Annotated in this window: 23 protein-coding genes; 4 read left to right on the forward strand and 19 right to left on the reverse strand. The window is 39.7% G+C overall.

Going from position 1 to position 21262, the window contains the following annotated elements; genetic code table 11:
- Window positions 1-85: 85 nt before the first annotated feature.
- Window positions 86-226 carry an entericidin A/B family lipoprotein gene (locus CAN34_RS02860; RefSeq protein ID WP_037025595.1) on the reverse strand — a complete coding sequence of 47 codons (141 nt, stop codon included), beginning with the start codon at window positions 224-226 and terminating at the stop codon, window positions 86-88.
- Between the two features lie 257 nt (window positions 227-483).
- Here CAN34_RS02860 and CAN34_RS02865 point away from each other — a divergent pair, with 257 nt between their 5' ends.
- The gene (locus CAN34_RS02865; protein ID WP_089554361.1) at window positions 484-1047 is read left to right on the forward strand and encodes a tRNA (cytidine(34)-2'-O)-methyltransferase; all 564 of its coding nucleotides are present in this window, start codon (window positions 484-486) and stop codon (window positions 1045-1047) included.
- 100 nt (window positions 1048-1147) lie between these two features.
- On the opposite strand, the gene CAN34_RS02870 is transcribed toward CAN34_RS02865, so the two are convergent.
- The 5 genes from CAN34_RS02870 to CAN34_RS02890 form a co-directional block, all read right to left on the reverse strand.
- Window positions 1148-1462: a TusE/DsrC/DsvC family sulfur relay protein gene (locus CAN34_RS02870; RefSeq protein ID WP_165767603.1), complete on the reverse strand. Its 315-nt coding sequence runs from the start codon at window positions 1460-1462 to the stop codon at window positions 1148-1150.
- Window positions 1463-1500: 38 nt separating this feature from the next.
- A complete protein-coding gene (locus CAN34_RS02875; RefSeq protein ID WP_089554363.1) occupies window positions 1501-1839 on the reverse strand; it encodes a hypothetical protein in 339 nt (112 codons plus the stop codon).
- Window positions 1840-1931: 92 nt separating this feature from the next.
- Window positions 1932-2255, reverse strand: a complete 324-nt coding sequence (locus CAN34_RS02880; RefSeq protein WP_089554364.1) for a hypothetical protein — start codon at window positions 2253-2255, stop codon at window positions 1932-1934.
- Between the two features lie 68 nt (window positions 2256-2323).
- On the reverse strand, window positions 2324-2764 hold the full coding sequence (gene tusD, locus CAN34_RS02885; RefSeq protein WP_089554365.1) for a sulfurtransferase complex subunit TusD: 441 nt from the start codon (window positions 2762-2764) through the stop codon (window positions 2324-2326).
- A gap of 248 nt (window positions 2765-3012) precedes the next feature.
- Window positions 3013-4059 (reverse strand): NADP-dependent oxidoreductase, encoded by a 1047-nt coding sequence (locus tag CAN34_RS02890; RefSeq protein WP_089554366.1) that lies wholly within the window; start codon window positions 4057-4059, stop codon window positions 3013-3015.
- 363 nt (window positions 4060-4422) lie between these two features.
- Here CAN34_RS02890 and glnE point away from each other — a divergent pair, with 363 nt between their 5' ends.
- Both glnE and CAN34_RS02900 read left to right on the forward strand, forming a co-directional pair.
- Entirely contained in the window at window positions 4423-7272 is a 2850-nt protein-coding gene (gene glnE, locus CAN34_RS02895; RefSeq protein WP_089554367.1) for a bifunctional [glutamate--ammonia ligase]-adenylyl-L-tyrosine phosphorylase/[glutamate--ammonia-ligase] adenylyltransferase, read from the forward strand.
- A gap of 244 nt (window positions 7273-7516) precedes the next feature.
- The gene (locus tag CAN34_RS02900) at window positions 7517-8446 is read left to right on the forward strand and encodes a branched-chain amino acid transaminase (RefSeq protein WP_079691922.1); all 930 of its coding nucleotides are present in this window, start codon (window positions 7517-7519) and stop codon (window positions 8444-8446) included.
- Between the two features lie 97 nt (window positions 8447-8543).
- Here CAN34_RS02900 and CAN34_RS02905 read toward each other — a convergent pair whose 3' ends face one another.
- The 8 genes from CAN34_RS02905 to rfbB all read right to left on the reverse strand — a co-directional run bounded on the left by CAN34_RS02905 (window position 8544) and on the right by rfbB (window position 16412).
- Window positions 8544-9476: a ChbG/HpnK family deacetylase gene (locus CAN34_RS02905; protein WP_089554368.1), complete on the reverse strand. Its 933-nt coding sequence runs from the start codon at window positions 9474-9476 to the stop codon at window positions 8544-8546.
- Entirely contained in the window at window positions 9473-9922 is a 450-nt protein-coding gene (locus tag CAN34_RS02910) for a GtrA family protein (RefSeq protein WP_089554369.1), read from the reverse strand. The genes CAN34_RS02905 and CAN34_RS02910 overlap by 4 nt, the downstream gene beginning before the upstream one ends.
- Complete coding sequence (locus CAN34_RS02915; protein ID WP_089554370.1) at window positions 9915-10991, reverse strand: glycosyltransferase family 2 protein; 1077 nt, start codon at window positions 10989-10991, stop codon at window positions 9915-9917. Before CAN34_RS02915 ends, CAN34_RS02910 begins: the two co-directional genes overlap by 8 nt.
- A gap of 62 nt (window positions 10992-11053) precedes the next feature.
- Window positions 11054-12607 carry a glycosyltransferase family 39 protein gene (locus CAN34_RS02920; protein WP_089554371.1) on the reverse strand — a complete coding sequence of 518 codons (1554 nt, stop codon included), beginning with the start codon at window positions 12605-12607 and terminating at the stop codon, window positions 11054-11056.
- Between the two features lie 312 nt (window positions 12608-12919).
- A complete protein-coding gene (rfbC, locus tag CAN34_RS02925; RefSeq protein WP_089554372.1) occupies window positions 12920-13492 on the reverse strand; it encodes a dTDP-4-dehydrorhamnose 3,5-epimerase in 573 nt (190 codons plus the stop codon).
- A gap of 27 nt (window positions 13493-13519) precedes the next feature.
- Window positions 13520-14410, reverse strand: coding sequence for a glucose-1-phosphate thymidylyltransferase RfbA (gene rfbA / locus CAN34_RS02930; protein WP_089554373.1), 891 nt, complete (start codon window positions 14408-14410; stop codon window positions 13520-13522).
- Window positions 14407-15312 carry a dTDP-4-dehydrorhamnose reductase gene (gene rfbD / locus CAN34_RS02935; RefSeq protein ID WP_089554374.1) on the reverse strand — a complete coding sequence of 302 codons (906 nt, stop codon included), beginning with the start codon at window positions 15310-15312 and terminating at the stop codon, window positions 14407-14409. Before rfbD ends, rfbA begins: the two co-directional genes overlap by 4 nt.
- 35 nt (window positions 15313-15347) lie before the next feature.
- Entirely contained in the window at window positions 15348-16412 is a 1065-nt protein-coding gene (gene rfbB / locus CAN34_RS02940; protein WP_089554375.1) for a dTDP-glucose 4,6-dehydratase, read from the reverse strand.
- 121 nt (window positions 16413-16533) lie between these two features.
- Between rfbB and CAN34_RS02945 the strand changes: the two genes are divergently transcribed.
- On the forward strand, window positions 16534-17403 hold the full coding sequence (locus tag CAN34_RS02945; RefSeq protein ID WP_165767602.1) for a glycosyltransferase: 870 nt from the start codon (window positions 16534-16536) through the stop codon (window positions 17401-17403).
- Here CAN34_RS02945 and CAN34_RS02950 read toward each other — a convergent pair.
- From CAN34_RS02950 to CAN34_RS14650, 5 genes are all read right to left on the reverse strand, one after another.
- Window positions 17391-18248, reverse strand: coding sequence for a glycosyltransferase (locus CAN34_RS02950; RefSeq protein WP_089554377.1), 858 nt, complete (start codon window positions 18246-18248; stop codon window positions 17391-17393). The two genes, CAN34_RS02945 and CAN34_RS02950, sit on opposite strands and share 13 nt — an antisense overlap.
- A 61-nt stretch (window positions 18249-18309) precedes the next feature.
- Window positions 18310-19293, reverse strand: a complete 984-nt coding sequence (locus CAN34_RS02955) for a glycosyltransferase family 2 protein (protein ID WP_089554378.1) — start codon at window positions 19291-19293, stop codon at window positions 18310-18312.
- Between the two features lie 2 nt (window positions 19294-19295).
- Window positions 19296-20402, reverse strand: a complete 1107-nt coding sequence (locus tag CAN34_RS02960) for a DegT/DnrJ/EryC1/StrS aminotransferase family protein (RefSeq protein WP_089554379.1) — start codon at window positions 20400-20402, stop codon at window positions 19296-19298.
- The gene (locus CAN34_RS14645) at window positions 20399-20860 is read right to left on the reverse strand and encodes an acyltransferase (RefSeq protein ID WP_089554380.1); all 462 of its coding nucleotides are present in this window, start codon (window positions 20858-20860) and stop codon (window positions 20399-20401) included. The genes CAN34_RS02960 and CAN34_RS14645 overlap by 4 nt, the downstream gene beginning before the upstream one ends.
- Window positions 20857-21258, reverse strand: a complete 402-nt coding sequence (locus tag CAN34_RS14650) for an FdtA/QdtA family cupin domain-containing protein (protein ID WP_089554381.1) — start codon at window positions 21256-21258, stop codon at window positions 20857-20859. The genes CAN34_RS14645 and CAN34_RS14650 overlap by 4 nt, the downstream gene beginning before the upstream one ends.
- Between the last annotated feature and the right edge of the window lie 4 nt (window positions 21259-21262).

The following is a 21262-nucleotide window of genomic DNA, read 5'->3' on the forward strand; positions in this document are numbered from 1 at the left end:
ATAATTCAGCAAGCGAACATTAAAACAAAAAAAGAGGCTTACCGAATGATAAGCCTCTTAAAAATAAGTCTAACAAAGTTAGTACTTAGATTTTATTTTGTACGTCTTGTGCACCGCCAGTTACAGCATCGCCAGCGCTAGATACGTCTTGACCTAGACCTTTAAAAGTGTTGCAACCAGTTAATACAAACATAGCCGTTAAAGATGCAATGATTAGCTTTTTCATAACAATTTCCTCAAAAATAAATGGGTGATTATAAATAACAACAGTGATGCTAAGCAGTTTACTTAAGCCTCACTGAAGGGTTATAGGATACGATAACAATGTGTTTAAATTATCTCGTTATCCATTACAGCCATCATAGTCAAAGTTAAAATCGGTGCACAGTATCAAAATGTAATTATCGGCAGTAAACTGTAACTTTTGATTACGCTTGATATATAAGCCTAAATAATAAAACTTTAACCACTTACGGAGTCAGTATGACCATTCATATCGTGCTGGTAGCGCCAAAGATGCCCAGCAATACCGGTAATATTATTCGTTTATGCGCTAATAGTGGGGCACAACTGCATTTAGTCAGGCCATTAGGGTTTGAGCTGGACGATAAGAAGCTGCGCCGCGCAGGATTGGATTATCATGAGTACGCCCATTTGCAAGTACACGACGATTGGGCGATGACCAAACAGGCATTGCAAGCTGCTGGTTGTCATATCATTACAGCGCTAACGACCAAATTGAGCACACCATTCTATGATTATGATTTTAGTGGGCAAGTAGCTGACAGCTCAGATACGGTTTTGGAATCGCCAGCTAATATTGCGCTGGTTTTTGGTTCTGAGACGGCAGGGTTGGCAGAGGATATACGTGAGAATATTGGTGCGGATAATTGGTTGCGACTGCCAATGCTGGCTGATTCGCGCAGTTTGAATTTGTCTAATAGCGTGGCAATATGCTTGTATGAAGTATGGCGGCAGCAAGGTTTTACTGGTGATGAAGGTCGCAGTATCGGTTATGAGACGCTGGCGGTCTACGACCCAAAGTAGCCGCTCTATTAGCCCTAAAGCTTTAGTAATCAGATGTTTAAACGATATAAGAAAGCCGTTCACTATAAAAATTTAGCTTGCTTTGTCTTAACTTGCTTTACTATAAACAGTTAGGGGGTTTCGGCAGCCCAGCGAGACGGTTTACATGACGGGCGACCAAGCCAGTATTAAATAGCTGCTGTAGCTTTTGGTTGCTGATGTCGTCTTCAGGTAAGGTTTTTTGGAGCCACTTAATCAGCGGGCGTGTGGCTGGGGCGTGATTAAACTTGACAAAAAACGCGCGTACTTGTTGCAATACCGCTAAATGCTCAGCATCTAAATCTAGATCCAATGTATTGGCTAACTGCTGTGCAATAGCAGGCGTCCAAACAGTGTGGTCGCATAAATGACCATCTTGGTCTAAGGCTACGTTGATTGCTGTAGCAGAGGGAATGGTAGAGGTGTTAGAAGTACTCATAAGGCAATCGTTATCACTTTATCAAAGCGACTATCTTGGGTCATCGCAACCCATTCATTATCGCTTAAAATACCTGTTACCTTAGCAGCGAGATTAAGTTTTGCTGTTGTATTCTGATTGAGCTGCGCCACATCCTCAGCGAGGGCGTAGATACCAGCTATATCTTCCATTTCGATTTCCTCAATATCACCTAAATAAGCATTAAGCCAATCAATAAAAGCGACGGTTGTGCCTAATAAGAGGATGCTGTCACCAGCACGCCATGTCAACGCCATTTGTTCTGTGCTGCGTCTGAGCGTATCCATGGTGCTATGTAATTGATATAAAGTTGCCATAGTCGTATCCGATTGCTTACTGTATTTATTTTAATAGTAAAAATTTTGGCTAGTATCTGCTATTCAAAGCTTTCACATTTAAAGCCTTCATATTAAAAATTGAGAATTTGATCAAAGTCTTGGGAGTTAATAACTTCTGGAATCAAGGTTAATTGGGTCGCGACATCGGTCGGTAGCATTCCAGCAATCCAGCCGCTAAATACATCATCAGGTAGCCAAGCTGGCGGCATATCATATAGTTCAAGCGATTGAATCATGCCATGTAGACGTGCGTCAGACTGCATCAAAAACCCAAATACCGGTGCATCCAAATACAGTTGTACATCATGCCCAAAGGTGGCTAAGGTCAAAGCGAGCGCGCAGCCTTCATAGCTTGCCATTTCAGTAGGCGTCTGCAAGCGAATGAGTAATTTCATAGTTTATTCCTAATCTTATTTATCGCTAACCGCTGTTATTAAGCTAGCTATTATTGAGCTTGCTAGTATCAGAACTGTATCAAGCGACAGTCGCCTTGCATCATCATGGCAAGCTCACTCAGTCCTACTAAACTAAAACCTGTCGCCAGATTTTCGCTATCTAACTGATGGCGCGCACTATTGTCGCTATCCGAGATACCGCGACTGAGCGCGGTACTGACGCAGACCGGCAGTGATATCTGATACTGCTCAGCGAGATTTTGCCATTCTTGGGTTATGTTCATCTGATCAGCTGACTGCCAGCGTAACCGATTGGCAATATTTGCTGCATCTGCATAGAAAAAAATATTCAGTAGTGCTTGCTGGTTTTCAGGTCGGTTACTGTTATCACTTTTACCATTTATTGCTGCTATTTGCAGATAACTACGAGCATAGCGTAGTGCTATATGAGCAAGCGGATGACTGGGGTCAGCAGTTATCAAAAGTAAGGGAGTAGAAGCAGTAGTCATAGTCATAGGCCTAGTATCGCAAATTATAGTATCGTAGCTGATTTATTATTAATAGTGCTCATTAATGGTTGGTTATAACAATATAAAAACCAGCCACACTTTATGGTTTATGGTCCTTGTTATAGTCAGTTCAAAATAAAAGCGATACGATTGTAATAACGTGCTATTGACTATATTTTTTCTTGCTTGCTGTTCGCAGGCGTGACAGAGGCTGCAAAAAACTTATAGTCAATAGCACTGTATCGTTTTTAAAATGAATTTACTATACCGCCAACTTTTATCATCTGCTTACCGATGTTTTCACCAGAAAACAGACCGATAAACGCTGCGGGAATGTTTTCAAAGCCTTCAATGAGGTTTTCTTTATAGATTAGGTTGTCATTATTATACCAGTCAGCAAGCTGTTGCTTAGCATCTGCAAAGTTGTCTTTAAAGTCATAGACCACAAAACCTTCCATGCGAGCACTTTTCTTGATTAAGGTGTGCATCGGTCTTGGTCCTTGTGGTGGGTTTTCTTCGTTGTAATCTGCGATTTGACCGCAAATAGCAATGCGGGCATGCTCGTTGATATTGGCAAACACGGCATCGAACAATTCCCCACCCACATTATCAAAGAAGACATCAACGCCATTGGGACAAGCGTCTTTTATGGCTGCCTCCATATCATCGACTTGTTTATAGTTAATGCCTTTATCTAAACCTAAATCGTTTTCCAAGAACGCGATTTTTTGGGCCGAGCCGGCAATACCGATAACTTTACAGCCTTTTGTTTTGGCAATTTGAGCAGCGATACTACCCACAGAGCCAGCTGCACCGGAGACGACGACCGTTTCACCTTTTTTAGGCTGACCAATATTTAGCATACCAAAGTAGGCAGAGAGACCAGGAATACCAAGCATACTGACTGCAGTAGAGATAGGCGCAAGTGTCGGATCTACTTTTTCAATATCTGCAATGTTAACCGCTTGATATTTCTGCCAAGCAAATCGACCATGCACAATATCACCGACCATAAAATTATCATCACTGCTTTCGATAACTTGGGCGACCGTTCGACTGGTGATAGGTTTATTTAGCTGAAATTTGTTGCCAGCTGCATCATCCGTGCCTTTATTCATAAAGCCACGCATGCCAGGATCAACGGATACGTAAATACTTTTAAGTAGCACTTCGCCTTCTTTGAGTGTCGGCATATCGATGTCATTAATTTTAAACGTGTCTGTCGTCGGTATACCTGAAGGGTGGTTAGCCAGTACAATTTCTTGGTTTTGTTCTTTTGTATTTATATTTTTCATTTCTGATTACCTATTTGTTACCTTTAAAAGTCTTAAGGCTATTTTAAACTTTTTAAGGCTTTAAGATGGACGGAACATACTATCATGAACACATTTTATTACTAATAACCATATCTACAATAATTTACTGCATCTTGCTGCGCACAAATGCAGTCATCATTTATAGTTAAGTTATTTATGCTACCATAAAACCGCTCAAATCGAATGGTATCGACATGGTTAACAGTTATTTTATGCTCAGTATGTTCATCATTTGTCATGAGCATTTAGTCAGAAAAAACCTTAAGGTTAGGCTCTAGATTCATGTTAAATCCTAAGTTCATGTAGTTTCATAATTGCCTGCTGCAAGGAGTTGTCATCGTTATGCTATCTACCGTATTCAATGATAAAGGTTATCAACCCACATCAGAGCAGCTAGAAGCGCTACAAACAGCAAGTGAGTTTGCTTATCAAGTTTGGCAGAGTCGAACGGGTGCATGTCAGACGTTTTTGCGTAGTTACCCCTTAGAGAGTACCTTAACTCGCCAGCAAATCGATGATCTTATTCAAGATTATACCTTGGATGAAAACTATCAACTCGCGAATGAAATTAAAGTAATGAGCGGATTGCGTCATTTGCGTATGCTATTGATGATGCGCTGGGTTTGGCAAGATGCATTGGCAGTCATTGAGCTCGAGCAATTAACGGATGAGTTGTCCGAATTTGCCGATGGTTGTATTTTATTTGCGAAGGATTATACCTATCAGCATCTTGTTAACCAGTACGGGCAGCCAACCTTTATTAATGACAAAGGTAATGTGCAAGTTGATGATATGGCCATTATGGCGATGGGTAAGCTTGGCGCGCATGAGCTGAACTTATCGAGTGATATTGACCTTATCTTTGTCCATCAGGCGCGCGGTGAAACTGACGGTGACAAAGAAAAAGGCACCCGCAGTATTGATAATAAGCGTTTTATGACGCGGCTTGGTCAGGGTATTATCAAGCTGCTCGATAACAATACGGCTGATGGTTTTGTATTTCGGGTCGATATGCGTCTGCGGCCGTGGGGTGATGGCAGTGATTTGGCCATTCACTTATCGGCATTACAAAAGTACTTTGCTCAAAACGCGCGCGCATGGGAGCGCTTTGCTTGGCTAAAAGCGCGCGTGGTTGGGCACATAGCGCCACCGTTTTACGATGAAATACAAGCGCTTACTAAGCCATTTGTCTTTCGGTATTACGTTGATTATAGTGCTTTTTCGGCACTCAGAGAGATGAAGTCTCTTATTCAAAATCAAGTTGCACAGCGTGAAGACTTGGATAATATAAAACTTGGCGCGGGCGGTATTCGAGATATTGAGTTTATCGTCCAAGCGTTTCAATTAATTTATGGCGGTCGGCATCCGCAGCTACAGGTCAAGTCTTGCTTAAAGGCAATGCAAGTACTGTGTGAGCTTGAGTATTTAGAGCATGATACCTATCAAGAACTGCAAGGCGCTTATCGCTTTTTGCGTCGACTTGAGCACGGTATTCAGGCGATTAACGATCAACAAACCCAGCGCTTACCTCATGATACACACTGGCAGCACAATCTGGCTGTGACGCTTGGGTTTGACAATTGGGAAGGGTTGCTCAATACCCTCAATCATCATCGATACAATGTCAATGTGCCGTTTGAGCGTATGGTCACTGAGCGTCAAGTTCCCGCTCAAGACGATAATGAGCTTGAACCTGCTCAACTTGATGAACAAATTGCCCGTTTAAATCAGGTATTGACTGAAGAAAATCGTGCTCAACTACAAGGTTTTTGGCAGTCAAAAATGGTTGCTAATTTGAGTGATGAGGCTCGTGAACGCTTGGATGACGCTTATCCGGTGATAGTGCATGCGCTACTTGCGCATCAAGAACAGCAGCAACTTGCCAATACAGCATTGCCACGTTTGATTGCCTTGCTTGAAGCTATCTGCCGTCGCTCTATTTATCTGGTTATGATTGCTGAGAATCCCAACGCCACGGTTGAGCTGATCCCGATGTTATCAGCCAGCCCTTGGATTGCTAAAGAGCTGGCTCATTATCCAGTATTATTAGATACTTTTTTACAGCAGCGCTATCGACATTTGCCAGACAAGCCTGAGCTGCATGATATTTTGCGCCAGCAGTTATTACGGGTGGAGCCCAATGATGAAGAGGAGCTGCTGAGCGTATTACGATTGTTCAAAAAGAACCAAGTCCTAGCGGTCGCTGCCAGTGATGTATTGGCTGAGCGCCCGATAATGAAGGTATCAGATTCACTGACTTATATTGCAGCCGTGGTATTGGAGGCGGCATTAGAGCGTGCTTTTGCAGAAATCGTTAAACGCTATGGTTATCCTATTAGTCAAGATGGTGATCCGGTTACTGAAGCCGATTGCGGCTTTGCGATTATTGGCTATGGCAAGCTTGGCGGTCTTGAATTATCCTATTCATCCGATTTAGACTTGGTGTTTTTGCATAAAATAAAAGAGCAGGGCATGACCACGGGTGAGAAATCAGTCAGTGGTATGAAATTTGCAGCGCGCCTTGCGCAAAAGCTCATGACGTATCTCAATACCCAAACTCGTGACGGCCGTGCCTATGAAGTAGATATGCGTCTGCGCCCCTCTGGCAATGCCGGTATGATGGTGGTTTCTTGCCACGCTTTTGAAACCTATCAGCTTGAGAAAGCTTGGTCGTGGGAGCATCAAGCGCTAGTACGAGCAAGAGCAATCTGCGGCGATAAACGCGTCACCGCACGTTTTTGTGATATTCGCCGAAGCGTTTTGGCATTACCGCGTACGATTGAGCAAGTCCGTATCGAAGTGACGAGTATGCGTATTAAAATGCAAAAACATCTAGGAACCAGTCAGTGGCAACAACAAGCTGGCAAGTTTCATCTCAAACAAGATGCAGGCGGCATTGTTGATATTGAGTTTTTGGCGCAATTTGCAGTATTGGCCTATTCACATGAACATCCTACTTTGACCAAATGGAGTGACAACGTCCGTATCTTTGAAGAAGTCGCGGCACTAGGGATTTGGGAATCAGCAGTCTGTCAAGATTTGACCGATGCTTATTTACGCATACGCGCTGCGACTCACCAATTGGCATTATCCGAGCAGTCGTTGTTGGTTGATGAGTCGCTTTGGACAGAAACACGAGCGCTGGTACAAGCGCAGTGGCAGCATCTTATGGGCGTAGAATCAGTAGAATAACGTTATGAGTATAACCATACCGTTTGTATTCAACGGTGTATAAATAAAAGCCATGCAGTGACAAACTAAAATATTTCATTTGCGTGGCGTGCCGGTGATATAATCATTTGCGCATTAAATTTGTACATGAAAAAATTTGCACCTGAAAAATAGACACTCAGTGTCAGCATGCAATTTTAATTAAAGTATCCACTTAACACTCAACAAAAAAGTTAGACGTCAGCGCTAGCATAAGGACTATTAGATGAATATGGCAACACAGGAAGGCAAGCTTTGGATGAATGGCACGATGATTGAACAGCCGGATGCCAAGGTTCATGTGCTTACACATAGCCTGCATTATGGTATGGCCGTCTTTGAAGGCGTACGTGCTTACCAAACGGCTGACAATCGTACGGCAATTTTTCGCCTAAAAGAACATACTGAGCGTCTGTTAGGTTCAGCGAAAATTTTTCAGATGGATGTACCTTTTGATGCAGCAACGCTTGAGCAAGCGCACAAAGACGTGGTTAAGCAAAACAACTTCGCAGAAGCTTATATTCGTCCACTTATTTGGGTGGGTGCAGAAAAATTGGGTCTGTCTTCACGCGACAATAGCATTAATGCCATGGTAGCCGCTTGGCATTGGGGCGCGTACCTTGGTGAAGAAGGTATCAAAAACGGTATTCGTGTCAAAACCTCTTCATTTACCCATCACATGACCAATGTAACCATGTGTAAAGCAAAGGCATCGAGCAATTATCCAGTGTCCATCATGGCCAATCAAGAAGTGACCCGTAATGGCTATGACGAAGCCATCTTGATGGACCCACAAGGCTATGTCTGCCAAGGTGCTGGCGAAAACTTATTCTTAGTAAAAGATGGTGTGCTGCATACGCCCGACTTAGCAGGCGGCGCACTTGACGGTATCACTCGCCGCAGCATCATTCAGTTTGCAGATGATTTGGGCATTAAAGTCGTTGAGCGCCGTATCACTCGTGATGAGTTTTATTTGGCGGATGAAATCTTTATGACTGGTACTGCTGCTGAAGTTACGCCTATTCGTGAATACGATGATCGTACTATTGGCAACGGTGGACGTGGACCCTTGACTGAGAAATTGCAAACCTTGTACTTTGATGTGGTGCACGGTCGCAATGAACAGTATATGGATTGGTTAAGCTTTATTGATTAATTTTTGAAACGTTAAAATTTATTTTATAAAAAAGCTAAGACTTTAAATAGTCTTAGCTTTTTTTCTATCTAAAATAAGAGTCGCTATCATTAAGAATTTATTTAACTGCTATCATATCTGACCACCGCAATAATCTAATTTGATATTTACGCAGTACATCTTCAAACTCAGTACTTATTAACCATTCATACTCAAGCTCTCGAGCTGCTTTGATTTCATCTTGCCAGTCATTGCTACCATTGTCAGGTACAGCAGGGTGACACATAATCAGAGTAGGCAATAAGCTGGCAGATGATATAGGTAGCGCCGTATCTAGAGTTAGCAGCCCTGATGGTAAATCAGCGCTAGGCGGCGCACTCTGTAACCATTGCTCCCACAAGGTAGCTAGTTGCTGGCTATCAGCATCAAAACCATATACACCACCAAATCTGTCATTGGTTGGAATACGATTATGCTCACATGATTTGCGCCAAGCGTAACCGCCCAAGCCGTAGATTATCCAAGACTTTAGATCGTTAACCAATGGCGTCGTAACGCGTGCGCTAAGCATGCCTTTTGATATCTCAACACTATAGCGGGCGCTCAGCTCGTTGATTAAACATTGACGAATAACAGGAAGTTGGTGAATATGCTGATGCCCGTCAATAAATACGGGCGCACGTCCAAAGCGATCTTCAAAAGCATCCAATTGTTGCTTAATCACCTTAGTTACTTGCATAGGGTTAAAACGGCGTAGGTAGCAGGCGATTATAATTGATTTTAATGAACCACGTAGAGCAGAGGGGAATATTCCTGTCAAATCCAAATGCAAGCCGACATCGACATTGAATTTTTTTAATTGATTTATATCGCTATCCGTAATTTTACCGCCTACCATATAACTACTGGCACCAATGCGCCCAAGCTCAGCAAGATGGATGACAGCATCATTTACCGCTCCAGACAGCCCTAGGTCATCAACATTAATAATAACGGCACGTGCCTCATTAGACAGCTGAGAAGCTGGGTTTTGAGAGTTAGGATTACTCATGATTTGAATGCCCAGAACTTACCTAATGCAAAGGTCATTATGGTAATGACGCCAGTCACGATTAACCAAATCAAAATATAGTATCGTTCACCGAACCAACTTAGACCTAAAACAAATAAAGCTTGGTTGGCTATAAAACCTGCTGCTGAGCTGCTAAACCATTTTACTAATGCAGATAAGTATTTATTGCTATTTTTCTTACCATTATGGTGTTGGGGGTTCTCAGTTGAGTGATCTGCTTGCTTGAAAGTGAGATAGAAATGCCCAAGAAAGCTCACAACAAAAGCGATTAAAAAAGCACCCACGTTTGCCCACGCTGGCGTGATTGTTGTGAAATTGACGATGCTCACGAGTACTAAGAAATGTACCAAAGCAGCGCTCGCGCCAACCGCTAAAAACCTTAATGCTTGCAAAGAGGCTGAGTTTGTCGCTACTATTTTATTCATCAGTTAGTTTATCCATCGCGCGCTCAGTGATAGGATGAATATCTGTATTGGACTGCTGACTACTAATGGTTTCATCAATCAAATATAGCGGACGCTGTTTGACCTCTTCGTATAGTCTGCCGACATATTCGCCAATCACGCCAATACAAACCAGCTGAATACCCGTAGAAAACATAATGCCTGCTGCTACCGTTGCCCAGCCTGCGACATCACTACCAAATATTAAGGTCTCTATCACAATATATAAGCCATATAAAAAGGCTAGGGCAGAGACGACAAAGCCCATGCGTGAAATTAATCGTAACGGTCGCTGGGAAAATGAGGTAATACCAACTAAGGCAAGCTCAAACAGGCTACCATAGTTAAATTTGCTCTCACCGGTATCACGGTTATCAGCAGTAAAAGGCAAGTAGACGGTATTAAAACCGACCCAAGCATACAGACCTTTCATAAAGCGCTGTCGCTCCGGTAATGCGCGTAATGCATCTAATACCTTGCGGTTCATCACGCGAAAATCACCGGCATTAGGTCGTATCTCGTAGCGCTGGCTGTCTTGGATAAAATGATAGAAGCTGCCCTTTAACGTTTTTGCCAATCTACTCTCATGCGGTCGATTGGCTTGAATACCTGCGACCATATCGATATCTGATTGTTCCATCATCGTTAGCATTTGCGCTAACACCGACAAAGGATGCTGTCCATCAGCATCAATCATAGCAATCACATCGCCTCGCGCTACTGCAAGCCCAGCACTAAGCGCAGGCTCTTTACCAAAATTGCGTGATAAACGTATGATATCTAGCTCTGTATTTAATGGGCGCGTGGTCATCAAATCTGTAGCCACATCAACGGAGTGGTCGCGGCTGCCATCATCGACAATAATAATCTCACAATTTGCTATTGTTGTTTCACTATTTTGTTCTGTCGACGATGTATCTATTACAGGAGCGCGTAGTGTCTTCGTAAATGCAAAGACTTCTGGTAAAAAAGCCTGTAAAGCATCAGCATCATTATACGCGGGTATGATAATAGATAAATAAGGGCGAGATTGTGACAGATGATGTGACATAAAAAACTCAATTATTTTATTCAATATAAATGATCGTTAAATAGCCGTTTATAGACAATGCATTATTTAGAATGCCGGAAGCAGCGGCTTGGAACATAAGCCATCCAGTTTATTAATAATGGCTTCTCTACTTTATCGTCACGCCAATCAACCTGCCATTGACCTTGTTGTTTGACTAGAATATTATCATTACTATCATTACTGCTTAGTTCATCGGCCGTAATGACATTGACCTTGTTAAGTAAAGGCAGCACGATATCTTCTTTACCCTCTTGCCATATCACTAACGTACCATTCTCTTGAAGACGCTCGATAGTCATCCAAGGCGAATGACTGGCAAGTCCTGATATCATTTGTGATGGAAAGCCGCTATTCATCGCTACCAAAGACCCAAGCCAGCGATCGCCCGACACACTATCGAGGCTGCAGCTACTTAACACCTGCCAAGTGTTCTGAGATTGAATCGCTAACGCCTGTTCTGGCCATTGCATACGAGAAGGTTTATGACGAATCTTATCGCCAAAACCCACATATACTATCATTAGTGCGGTTACAATAGACAACCAAATAATAAGTGCTTTACGAAGCTTGATGGTTGTCAATAACTTTGTAGCAGGCGCGATAAATGAGGCTGCGAGCAACCCCGACAACGCCCACATTGGCATACCCCACATATCACGTAGACCGACTCCGAATACTAAGCTTAATACGATAAGTACTGCTATTGGCGATAGCCACATGTACCATAGCAATGAGGCATTATCAGACAGGTTGTGTTTGTATTCTTTAATGCTAACTAAACGTTTACGATTGAATATAAACATCACTATTAATAGTATATGAGCGACAAGCTGGGCGGTAATAAACCCTATCCAACTAAAGTGGCGTTTGATGCTATACACGCCATCATCAACCTCATGTGAGCGCCCATTTGCATAACTGAGCGGTAGCCAGTCATGTGTTATCAACCAATACAAATGTGGTGAAAAGATAGCAAGCATCACAAAAGCCGCTATCCACGGTTTTGGCTGTTTTAAAAGTGGCCATTGTTTTGGCAACACTAGATACAACGCCATTGGTATCAGTAAGAATATCACCGTGTACTTGGTCAGCATCCCAAGTCCACCAAATACACCAAGCAGAATCCAATCTCTTAAACGATTTTTAGTCAGTGATTGATAAAACGCTAAGTACAATCCTGCCCAGATAGGAAACTGAGCAACATTATGATTAAATTCAAGACTAGGATAAGTGTAATATAGAACCGCCAGCGTCAGTGCACTACCCAACAATGCAGTTTCTTGTGACCAAACCTTTTTACCAAGCTGATAAACTAAATACAGCGTTAGTAGCACATACAATTGGCTAAGCAAGTAAGGGCCTACATGCCCAAATAGCTGGTAAAAGCTGTATAATATCCATGACGATAGTGGGGGGTGTTTATAATAACCCCATTGCCACTCACTACCCCAACTAATACCTTCACTCACATCTAAAGGTACGCTACTAGAAATAAATGCAGGCAATATACTCCAAGCTATAAAATACAAGCATAGAAATACAAAAAATGGTCGCCAGTTCTGATATATGTTTTTATTAGGGGTAGGGCTAGACATGGATAAACTCGTCAATATAATATGAATATCGGTTTATAAGTGTGTGTGTTTTAGCAATCACTATCAGTGGCATTGATGGGACACGCGTATTGTAATCGCTTATTAATATGATTGCTAATAGATGCAGGTTTATATGATTGGTAGGATTACTACGAGGTTAGTTATAAAGATTAGCTTAAAGATATAAAAAAAAGGTATTTTACTATTTGTTTGCCAAGCGTATTTTATGCAAAATTAAAGCAGTGTGACTTATAAGCCACATTGAGGAAAAGATTGATGAATATAAAGTTAGGACAATAATGCTTTCTAAGATTAAAAGATATCGCCGCTCGTTATAGCTTTATCGAAAGTCGCTCCGTCACTATCTTTCTCAGTTAATTTGAGTTCTAAACCTTCAATTGGCCAGTTAATATCTAAACTATCATCATTCCATAGAATAGTTCGCTCACTCTCTTTATGATAATAGCTAGTAGTTTTGTACAAAAACTGAGTATTGTCTTCGAGTGCGATAAAACCATGTGCAAATCCTGCCGGTATCCAAAGCTGACGATGATTGGTTGCTGTCAGCTCTATCCCTACCCATTGACCAAAAGTAGGTGAGTGCTGACGGATATCTACCGCCACATCCCAAGCTCGTCCTTGTACTACTCGCACCAGCTTGGCTTGAGCAAAAGGATTTAGCTGATAATGTAAGCCGCGCAGTGCTCCTTTTTGAGAGCTAGAATGATTGTCTTGGACAAAATCTGGTGCTTCAAACCCGCGCTCGTTTAAAAGAGTGGCAAAGGTTTTTTGATTAAAACTTTCCATAAACCAGCCACGGTCATCTTCAAAAACGCGGGGCTCAAGTATTAATAATTCTGGTATCTTGGTTTCAATGATGTTCATAATGAATATACTAATGTGGTTATGAATTTAGTGTTGATGCTCTTGATGTAATTTTAATAAATATTGCCCATAGCCTGTCTTTTTGAAAAAGTTAGCACGTTCTAGCAATTGGGCATCATCAATCCAATCATTGTGGTAAGAAATTTCTTCAAGACACGCTACTTTAAGGCCTTGACGATGCTCAATCGTTTGCACAAATTGACCAGCCTCTAGCAATGAATCGTGAGTTCCAGTATCCAGCCAAGCAAAGCCACGCCCTAGAAGTTCAACATTCAGTTGCTGTCGTTCTAAGTAAGCGTTGTTGATGTCAGTGATTTCTAATTCACCACGATGTGATGGTTGCACATTTTTAGCAATGTCTACCACTTGATTGTCATAAAAATATAAACCGGTCACTGCATAACTTGATTTAGGGTGATTTGGTTTCTCTTCAATACTGAGTGCTTTGCCATCTTGGTCGAACTCTACTACACCAAAACGCTCAGGATCACTCACATAGTAACCAAATACTGTCGCTCCTGCTTCTTGTTCAGTCGCTCGGCGTAATTGCTGGCTAAAGCTTTGCCCGTAGAAGATGTTATCTCCTAATACTAAGCAAACATTATCATCACCAATAAACTCTTCACCCAAGATAAATGCTTGAGCTAGACCATCAGGTGAAGGCTGAACTTTATAGGATAGTTCTATTCCCAAATCATCACCATTACCAAGTAGCTTTTCAAAATTTGGTAAGTCTTCAGGAGTGGATATGATTAAAATCTCTCGAATACCTGCGAGCATCAATACCGACAAGGGATAATAAATCATAGGCTTATCATAGATCGGCAGAAGCTGTTTGGATGTGCCTAACGTGATGGGGTGCAAGCGTGAACCGGAGCCCCCAGCCAGAATAATACCTTTACGGTTGGTTTGAATCATAATAATAACTCTCCTAATACTTGAGCAACACCTTGTTGCCAATGCGGCAAATGCAGTTGAAATTGGGTTTGTAGTTTTTTAGTATTTAAACGCGAGTTGAGCGGACGTGTTGCAGGGGTAAGATATTCTGATGTTGGAATAGGGTTCAGCTGTTTTATGAGTAATTTTGTACCCATTTCTTTTTGTGCGGTCGCAAAGATAAACTCAGCATAATCAAACCACGAACATTCACCTTTTGCTGCTAAGTTATAGTGTCCATGAAGACTGCTGGGGTGTTCATTTAATAAGTAGTAACGCAGTGCTTGTGCAGTAATATCAGCAATCAAAGCTGCCGCAGTTGGTGCACCGATTTGATCAGCAATCATATTAAGCTCTTCTTTGTTTTGAGCAAGCTTTAGCATAGTTTTAATAAAGTTATTACCATGGGTGCCATATACCCAACTGGTGCGAAAGTTAATAAATCTTGCACCACTTTGCTCTAAAGCAATTTCTCCATCATACTTAGTTTTGCCATAGTTATTTATGGGCATTCTATTATCTGTTTCTGACCAAGGCGTATCTAGCGTACCATCAAACACATAATCACTAGAGTAATTAATCAGCAAGCTATTATAGCGCTTAGACATATTAGCTAAGTGCTTAACCGCTAAATGATTGATTAAATCAGCCTGTTTATAGTCACTTTCAGCTTTATCTACAGCAGTATAAGCGGCTGCGTTGATAACTACATCAGGCTTTATGGTGGCATAGAGCTGTTCTATAGCCGTAAAGTTGACTATATCACCACACAACCCATGATTATTTATTTGACGATCCAAAGAAATAACGTTTCCTAGTGGTTGCAAGGCACGTTGTAACTCCCAGCCAACTTGGCCATTTTTACCAAGTAAAATAATATTCATAATCGATTTGTCAGTCTTTTTGTTGGCTTTATCTATTATTGATACTGCTGATTTACCCAGTGTTGATATTCACCACTTTGCACATGCTCAACCCATTCTGAATTATCCAGATACCATAGGACGGTTTGGCGTAAACCTGAGCTGAAAGTTTCTTGTGGTGTCCATCCCAATGATTGCTGAATTTTACTGGCGTCAATGGCATAACGCAAGTCATGTCCAGGACGATCTTTCACATAAGTAATGAGCTCAGCATAACTTATAATACCGTGAGGTTTATTTGGTGCTAGCTCCTCTAATAACTCACAGATCGTTTGCACGACCTCAATATTAGTATGCTCATTGTGCCCACCAATATTATAGGTTTCACCTGTTTCACCTTCGGTAGCGACTAAGTATAAGGCACGGGCATGATCTTCAACGTATAACCAGTCTCGAATCTGTTGTCCATTACCGTATACAGGCAGAGGTTTACCCGCTAATGCGTTTAGAATGACTAACGGTATTAGTTTTTCTGGGAAATGATAAGGACCATAGTTGTTAGAGCAGTTGGTAATTACCACTGGTAGGCCGTAAGTTCGATCCCAAGCACGTACGAGATGGTCTGAGCTTGCCTTGCTGGCTGAGTAGGGAGAGCTTGGCGCATAAGAGGTGGTTTCAGTAAATAAATCATCTGTACCTTCTAAATCTCCGTAGACCTCATCAGTTGAGATATGATGAAAGCGGAAGCTGCTTTTTTTATCGTCGCTTAGGGTCTCATAATAATGTCTTGCCACTTCTAATAGGGTATGTGTGCCAATAATATTGGTTTGCATGAAAGCGGCTGAACCAGTGATAGAGCGGTCAACATGCGATTCTGCCGCTAAGTGCATGACGATATCTGGCTGAAAACCAGTAAAGTGTGCTTCCATAGCTTGTTGATCGCAAATATCGGTTTGGGAAAACTGATAGCGTGTGCTGTCTGATACGCTGGCCAATGATTCGAGATTACCAGCATAGGTAAGCTTATCTATATTTAAAACGGTGTCTGTAGTATTGGCTATAATGTGACGAATAACGGCTGAACCGATAAAGCCTGCACCGCCTGTAATTAGTATGTTCATTAAAGTGTTTTTACCTATTATTACTCTGTAATATGCTATTATATTAAAAGATTCAAATCATAACATTTTTATCTTTATTTATAAGATCTAAATGTTCAAATTTAGCAAAAGGGTCTTTGTCATGGCTAGTATAACTAACATGCCTTTAGTTTCTGTTATTATCCCCTGTTATAACACAGCTGAGTATATTCAAGAAACATTAGATAGTGTATTCAGTCAAACATATCAAAACATTGAAGTTATTGCTATCGATGATGGTTCAACGGATGATACCTTACAAAAGCTGAAAGAAAATCAAAAAAAGCATTCTCAATTAAAAGTAATCATACAACAAAATACTTATAATATCATCGCTCGTAACAATGCTATGAAGCATGCTTTAGGCGAGTATTTAGTTTTCTTAGATTCCGATGATAAAATTGCCCATACATATATTGAAAAATGTTGTGAAGTGGCTGAAAAAGACAAAAGTATAGCGGCGGTATATAGTAGGGCAGATTTTTTTGATGCAAAAAATGAACAATGGAAGCTACCTGAGTTTAAGCTGCCAGACTTCCTATATAGAAATTGTATTTATATTTCAGCGCTTATACGTAAATCTGAATTTGATAAAATTGGCGGCTTTGATGAAAGTCTAAATCAATTTGAAGATTGGGACTTATATATTTCCTTAGTTAAAAATGGTGGTAAGTTGTGTAAACTGCCAGAAACCTTATTTTATTACAGACAACGAAAAGACTTATCTTCTGTATCTAATACTACGAATAAAGATAAGGTATCTGAAAATATGTTTAAAATATATAGCAAACATTATGATTTTTATATTGAGAATGGTATTTATTTTCAGAACCTGTTGATTGGCGCTTATGCTCACCGAAACCTTGAGGAAAAGAAAGAGAAAAAAAGAATAAGTAAGCATAAAAATTTTATGACTAGAGTAAGATATAGGCTTTTTAAGCATGAAAAATATAAAAATATTTATAATTTATAATTTTTTAAATTAAATAAGTAGTATTTAATTTTTGATATTAATTTTTTATATCTATAACTTAATCTATTTCCATTTTCTTTGTATAATTCACTTATGATTTGTCTTTCTAGTTTGTATACAGCATAGTAGTAATAGCTGCTATCCTTAAAATCATCGCATATCTGTATTTGAGACTTAAGAAGAGCTATTGTGTTTTTTGATGTATTAGTTGGATGCATACGGTATAAGCAAACTACATCATCTAGGAACATGATTCGTTTACCGGAATGAGCTAACTTAAGCCACATATACCAATCTTCAATAATAACATTCTCATTATAGCCTCCAACACTTTTAACAGCTTCTAGTCTATGCATTTGAGGAGGTGTTAAAAGAAAGTTACTTAAGAATATTTCCTTGAAGAACGCTTCTTTTGTTGGTCTACGTATGCTTCCAACACTATTATTATTTTCATCAATAATATCTACATTAGCAGATAAGGAAGTTATTTCTGGATGATCTTCTAAATACTCGACTTGTATCTGAGTTTTATGCTGTAGAATTATATCGTCAGAAGCAATAGCTGCATAATATTTCCCATCACACCATTTTATAGCCTCATTCAAAGTTGCACTCAAGCCTTTATTGGGTCTAGATCTAAACTCGAATCTGGTGAATCTTTCGCGACAAACATCAATCATTTCCTGAATTTTTATCACAGATTCATCTTTAGAGCCATCATCAATAATAATAAGCTCAATATTTTTATATGTTTGATCTACAACGCTTTGAATTGCATCTTGTACAAAACTGTCATGGTTATAGCAAGGTATTACTATAGAGACCAATGTTTTTTTATTTTTCATAGAGTCAACTTTGAAATGGGAGCTTTTAATATAATATAATTAGGCAGTATGCGATTTAAGATTATTTACTTTTTAATATTTTACGTAATATAGAATAACGTATTAATAGTTCGCCTTCTGTTTTAAGATACATGTAATGTCTCATTTTTTTTAGACCGTTCATTTTTAAGTATGGTTTTTCACGAATATTTTTGAAATAACTATCTATTTTAAGTATGTCATTCTCATATAGAGAGTTGAAATTATTTAAGTAAGTTTTTTTAAGTCTCATTTTGTTTAAAAAAAGATGCTCAGCGATAACAGCTAAATCTTCATAGCTGAAATTTTCTCGTAAAGCTAGTTCAAAAAGTAATTTATCTACCTCTAAAGAAGAGAACTGACTTATAGAGAACCTTCTTGTTATTGATTGCATATTACAGCGGTAATAGTATTCTCCTTTGCTAATCACTATTTTATTAGCAAATAATAGCAAGAATCTTGTTAAATACTCGTCAGCATTAAAATTATTAACATCACTAATATCTGTAAGTGCATATTTTTTAATGTGACATGCTTTATATAAACAGAGACCATGAACACTCCATAGAAATGTCCTTAAAAATGCTGATGACGGTAGGATTTCTTCACCATAATTTAAATTATGCTTAGTATTAAAGTTATACTCATTGTCACTTTGCCAATCTGCAATTAAAATAGGCATAGTTACATCAGCATCAGTTGCTAAGGCTTGACTCAGTGTTTCATATAAATAATCTTTACTATACACATCATCTGAGTCCAAGTATGAAATGTACTCACCTTTTGACTTACCTATTCCTAATTTTCTTGCTTGGGCAGGTCCTGCATTTTTCTGATTATAAAATTTGATATTATGATGTTTTTTTTCATACTTCATAAGTATGTCTAATGAGTCGTCAGTAGAGCCATCATTTATACAAATTAGCTCCCAATTTTTATATTCTTGATCAATTACTGATTCGATAGACTCTTGTAAATATTTTTCTGAGTTATATACAGGCATAATTATTGATATTAAATTATTCATAGTTAACTAACCTGATTAAAGTTATTTATACTTGATATTATCTTAATCACTTGGTTATCTGTAATCGTAGGTCCAATTGGTAAACTTAATACTTCTTTATGTATTTTTTCTGAAATAGGAAAGCCTAAGTTATTCCATTCTTTATAAGCTTGCTGTTGGTGTGGTGGAATTGGATAATGTATTAATGTCTGTACACCATTTTCAGCTAAGTAATTCTGTAGCGCATCTCGTTGCTTACAGCGAATTACAAACACATGCCAAACATGGTTTTTATCTTGCTGAGAGGGCAGTATTATCGCTGGATTATCAATACCCTCAATATAAGCTTTCGCAATTTTACGGCGATGAGCAATTTCTGTATCAAGATGCTGTAACTTCACACTGAGCATAGCTGCCTGCATTTCGTCTAATCGGCTGTTTACACCTTGAAAGAGGTTCTTATATTTTTCATGTGAGCCGTAGTTACGTAGAGCACGCAACGTATTGGTAAGCTCATCATCATTAGTCGTTATTGCTCCTGCATCACCTAGTGCGCCTAAGTTTTTACCTGGATAAAAACTAAATCCTGATGCATCACCCCAGTTGCCTGCCTTTTTACCGTGAATACTTGCGCCGTGAGCTTGGGCAGCATCTTCTAGGACTAGTAAATTATAGCGTTTAGCAATATCTATAATAGCTGGCATATCAGCTAAACGTCCGTATAGATGAACCGGTAATACTGCTTTTGTTCTATCTGTAATGGCAGCTTGAATTTTATCAGGGCAAATATTATAAGTTGTGATATCTGGTTCAACCAGAACGGGTATTAAATTGTTGGCACTAATTGCTAAAATACTCGCAATATAAGTATTCGATGGAACGATAATTTCATCTCCATCTTGAAGCTTACCAAGTTCTTTCCAAGCCCTTAAGGTAAGAGTTAGAGCGTCCAAACCATTAGCAACACCAATAGCATGCTTAGTGCCACAATACTTGGCAAAGTCATGTTCGAACTGTTCAAGCTCATTACCATTAATATACCAACCTGAGTCAATAACGCGAGTGCATGCAGTGATAAGCTCATTGCGATACTGAGCATTAATAGCTTGGAGATCAAGAAACGAGATCATTTTATATACCTAATAATTTTTGCTGGGTTACCGATAACAACTGCATATTCAGGAACGTCTTGGGTAACAACTGCGCCGGCGCCAACCATAGCCTCTTTACCTATTGTAATACCTGGTAATAGTGTAGCGTTAGCACCAATACTCGAGCCTTTTTCCAATCTAATGCCTGAAAAAGAATCAGGGTATTGCTTAGAGCGAGGCATTAAGTCATTGGTTAAAGTAGCATTTGGCCCGATAAAAACATCGTCAGCAATACGTGTACCATCCCAAATATATACTCCTGATTTTATGGTGACGTTATTACCAATAATCACATCACCTTCAATTAATGTGTGAGCGCAAATATTACAGTTTCGACCTATCTCAGCACCTTTAAGGATCACTACAAACTGCCAAATTTTTGTGCCTTCACCAATTTTACATTTGGCTACGTCTGCTAAATCATGAATAAAACTCATAGTTTTACCAGCTCTAAAAAATTATCATAGTCCCTAACATAGTCGCTTTCGTCATAGTAGTCACTGGCTAATACCAGTAATACACAATCTTCAGAGAAATCATGCATCTCATGCCAAACTAAACCTTCAATGAACAAGCCGCTTTGAGGATTATCAAGGATAATATTATCTTTACTATTACCATCATTGAGTAAAATCCTGCAGCTGCCCTTTACACAGATTAATACTTGTTTTAGATTTCGATGAGCATGGAAACCTCGAGAGACATCAACTAAAGTATCAAAAACATAATATACTCGTTTGATGTCAAAAGGAATGTTTTCAAAGGCTTCAAGAGCAATTAAAGAGCCTCTACTATCACCGATTATTGGAAAAGTTAAGGTTTTAGCCAACTTCATTGTA

The organism is Psychrobacter sp. DAB_AL32B (assembly GCF_002224105.1).
GTDB lineage: Bacteria > Pseudomonadota > Gammaproteobacteria > Pseudomonadales > Moraxellaceae > Psychrobacter.